This window comes from Streptomyces sp. NPDC006283 (genome assembly GCF_040613325.1).
Taxonomy (GTDB): domain Bacteria; phylum Actinomycetota; class Actinomycetes; order Streptomycetales; family Streptomycetaceae; genus Streptomyces.
This window is the reverse complement of the sequence record NZ_JBEXRZ010000370.1, coordinates 1-3634: the sequence shown is the minus strand read 5'-3', so window position 1 is coordinate 3634 and position 3634 is coordinate 1. Positions and strand designations below refer to the sequence as shown.

Below are 3634 nucleotides of genomic sequence, written 5' to 3'. Positions count from 1 at the left end.
GGACAGGATTTGAACCTGCGACCTCTGGGTTATGAGCCCAGCGAGCTACCGAGCTGCTCCACCCCGCGTCGGTGAACACAACCTTACGCCATCCGGAGCAAGATCCAATCCATTTACCGTTCCGACCCCGCCGGGGCGGTCACATCCACGGCACGTCGTCCGTCCGCCCTGCGGGGCCGACCCTCGCCACCGGCCGGGTCCCGGCTCACTGGGAGCCGGTCCGGCGCAGCTTTTCGTTGAGGCGGAGGGCTTCGTCGAGTTGATCCTCGAGGATGATGATCCGGCAGGCGGCCTCGATCGGGGTTCCCTGGTCGACGAGTTCACGGGCCCGGGCGGCGATGCGCAGCTGGTAGCGGGAGTAGCGGCGGTGGCCGCCCTCCGACCGCAGCGGAGTGATGAGCCGGGCGTCGCCCAAGGCGCGGAGAAAAGCCGGCGTGGTGCCGATCATCTCCGCCGCGCGGCCCATCGTGTAGGCCGGGTAGTCGTCGTCGCCGAACCTGTCGTCGGCGTTCTGCGGGACACCTGGAGTCATTTACACCTCTCGTCGAGCACGGCGTGGGGCCGTGGCGCCGTACCGAAACCCTAACTCCGACGCGCCGGGAAATCTGCCGCGCCCGTCGCAGATTTCCTGTCGGGGCCGACCAGCCCGGTCGGTGCGGTGGAGGCGCGTCGCTGAAAAATATCTGATCCGGCTACTGGAGAAATCCAGAAGGCGACGAGATGGATTCGACGATCCTTTTATCGGCAGCGACGGAGAGGCTGTGCACGATCGATCAGGACATGCTACTGTCGATCTCAGTTGCAGTTGTGGTTCCCAAAGAATTCAAGTGCCCTTACCGGTTCTCACGATCCGGTCGGAGCGCTTTTGCATTTCCGGTGCACTCCGGGCGGGGTAATCATTGCGGCGACTCGGGGCTCGCAAAGCGCGAGTCCTTGGGTACTGCCCCGAAGGAGAAATAAAATGGCTACTGGCACCGTGAAGTGGTTCAACGCGGAAAAGGGTTTCGGATTCATCGAGCAGGACGGTGGCGGCCCCGACGTGTTCGCCCACTACTCGAACATCGCCTCTTCCGGCTTTCGTGAGCTTCAGGAAGGTCAGAAGGTTTCCTTCGACCTGACGCAGGGCCAGAAGGGCCCGCAGGCGGAGAACATCGTTTCCGCCTGATGTCTCTCTGACGCCCAGGCGTTCCACGCAGCTGGGGCCCGCACCTTGGGGTGCGGGCCCCAGCTCGTTGCTTTTTGGAGACTTCCGCCGCCTGCGGGCGCACGATCTCCGAGGATGCCGCTTCGGCAGCCGGCCGCACGGCCTGTGAAGCCGCTCGCCTCAGATGCTCCGCCTCAAATCGCTGCACGACTCCCGTGCACTGCTTCCGGGAGCATCATCCCCGGCCGGCCCCCGGACGGGCTTCCGGGCTCGGGTCATTCCGTAGGCCCGCCCGCGCGCCGACCAGCTTTTCCTGTCATCGCAAGACCTACCTCATGTTTTGTATTGGCGGAAAACGGTCCGGCCCGCTCGCTCATCTTTTCTTCGGCCCGTTCCTGTGATTCTTCATGCGGCTTCTCCGCTGGGAATTCCTCGTACGCGCCGCACCGAGGAAGGTTCTGCATGAACCGCACATCCCGCACGAACGACCGATACTCCCGCACCCGTACAGGCGGCTCCGCCAGCGAAAGGGGTGGCCGTTCCGGCGCCCCCGGCTCCGGCCGCTCAGGTCCGTACGGGCGCTCCGGCGTTCCCAGCCGCTCCGGCGGCCCCAAGCGCCGGTCTTCCGGGCCGCAAGGTGAGTTCACCCTGCCGGTGACCGTCACTCCGGCCCTCCCCGCAGCCGAGAGCTTCGGCGAACTGGACATGCCCGCCGAGATTCTGGACACGCTCACGCGCCTCGGCGTGACCACGCCGTTCCCGATCCAGGCCGCCACGCTGCCGAACTCCCTGGCCGGCCGGGACGTCCTCGGGCGCGGCCGTACCGGCTCCGGGAAAACCCTCGCCTTTGGGCTGGCACTGCTGGCCCGCACGGCAGGGCAGCGCGCCGAGGCCCGTCGGCCTCTGGCCCTCGTGCTCGTCCCCACGCGCGAGCTGGCCCAGCAGCTCACCGACGCGCTCACGCCCTACGCGAAGGCGCTGAAGCTGCGGACGGCCACGGCCGTCGGCGGGATGTCGATCGGCCGCCAGGCCGGCGCGCTGCGCGCCGGGGCCGAGGTCGTCATCGCCACCCCGGGCCGTCTGAAGGACCTCATCGACCGCGGCGACTGCCGGCTGAACCAGGTGGCCGTCACGGTCCTGGACGAGGCGGACCAGATGACCGACATGGGCTTCATGCCCCAGGTCACCGCCCTGCTCGACCAGGTGCGGCCCGAAGGGCAGCGGATGCTGTTCTCCGCCACGCTGGACCGCAATGTCGACCGCCTCGTCCGGCGCTACCTGACCGACCCGGTGGTTCACTCCGTCGACCCGTCGGCCGGTGCGGTCACCACCATGGAGCACCACCTCCTGCACGTGCACGGCGCCGACAAGCACGCCACGACCGTCGAGATCGCGGCGCGCGACGGCCGCGTGATCATGTTCCTGGACACCAAGCACGCCGTCGACCGGCTGACCAAAGACCTTCTGGCCGTCGGGGTTCGCGCCTCGGCGCTGCACGGCGGCAAGTCGCAACCGCAGCGCAACCGCGCCCTGACCCAGTTCAAGACCGGCCATGCCACCGTGCTCGTCGCCACCAATGTCGCGGCCCGCGGCATCCACGTCGACGACCTCGACCTGGTGGTCAACATCGACCCGCCCAGCGACCACAAGGACTACCTCCACCGCGGGGGCCGTACCGCCCGTGCCGGCGAGTCCGGCAGTGTGGTCACCCTTGTGCTGCCCAACCAGCGCCGCGAGATGACCCGGCTGATGACGGACGCCGGCATCAGCCCGCACATCGCACACGTCCGCTCGGGCGAAGCCGAACTCAGCCGTATCACCGGCGCCCAGGCGCCCCCCGGCGTTCCTGTCGTGATCAGCCCGCCGGCGGTGGAGCGCCCCAAGAAGACTGCCGCTGCGTCCTCGCGAGGCAGGCGGAGCCGCCCCGCGCGTGCGCGCCGTTCCTCCTCCCCCACCTCTGCCACCGCCTCCGGCAGGGTCGCCTGACGAGCCGGACGGCAGGGGGGAGGGAGTGGGGCCGTTCAGGCCCCAAGTCCGCGTCGGCGGCCTGGCTTGCGCCCCGGGGGGAACCGCCCTGTCCCGCTGAACCAGCCCGGGTCGTGCGTACACACGCACGCCCCTCCTCCGAAACCTGTTGAGGCCCTGTGCGCTGTGTCATCGCCCGCTTCCCTTTCGACTTCGTCAAGGCCGACGTGCTGCAGTCGATGAAGGGCATCAAGCCCGAACCCATCACGGGCGAGTCCGTGATCATCGGCCGCCGTCACTACCCCGTCAAGCAGGTGGGGGAAGTGATCACCAGGCAGGACCGGCGCGACTTCACCGCCGGTGAAGTGACCCGAGCGCTGACCCGCCTCGGCTTCACATGCCGTTCCGTCCCGCCGACCGCCCCGGCCGAAACCCCGCTCCAGGTGGCGTCCGCGCTGCTCGGCCCCGCGGGACACATCTGACGACAACGCCGGAGCGCCCCGACCGGTCGAAACCGGTCGGGGC

The 3634-nt window shown here is 68.6% G+C and carries 4 protein-coding genes; 3 read left to right on the top strand and 1 reads right to left on the bottom strand.

Annotated features, from left to right (window positions below):
* Positions 1 to 205 precede the first annotated feature (205 nt).
* A complete protein-coding gene (locus tag ABZ070_RS36050) occupies positions 206 to 532 on the bottom strand; it encodes a MerR family transcriptional regulator (protein WP_356640274.1) in 327 nt (108 codons plus the stop codon).
* A 429-nt stretch (positions 533 to 961) separates the two neighbouring features.
* On the opposite strand from ABZ070_RS36050, the gene ABZ070_RS36045 reads away from it, so the two are divergent.
* The 3 genes from ABZ070_RS36045 to ABZ070_RS36035 all read left to right on the top strand — a co-directional run bounded on the left by ABZ070_RS36045 (position 962) and on the right by ABZ070_RS36035 (position 3591).
* Positions 962 to 1165, top strand: coding sequence for a cold-shock protein (locus ABZ070_RS36045; protein ID WP_356640273.1), 204 nt, complete (start codon positions 962 to 964; stop codon positions 1163 to 1165).
* 441 nt (positions 1166 to 1606) lie between these two features.
* Positions 1607 to 3130 (top strand): DEAD/DEAH box helicase, encoded by a 1524-nt coding sequence (locus tag ABZ070_RS36040; protein WP_356640271.1) that lies wholly within the window; start codon positions 1607 to 1609, stop codon positions 3128 to 3130.
* 158 nt (positions 3131 to 3288) lie between these two features.
* Complete coding sequence (locus tag ABZ070_RS36035; protein WP_356640269.1) at positions 3289 to 3591, top strand: SCO5918 family protein; 303 nt, start codon at positions 3289 to 3291, stop codon at positions 3589 to 3591.
* Positions 3592 to 3634 lie beyond the last annotated feature (43 nt).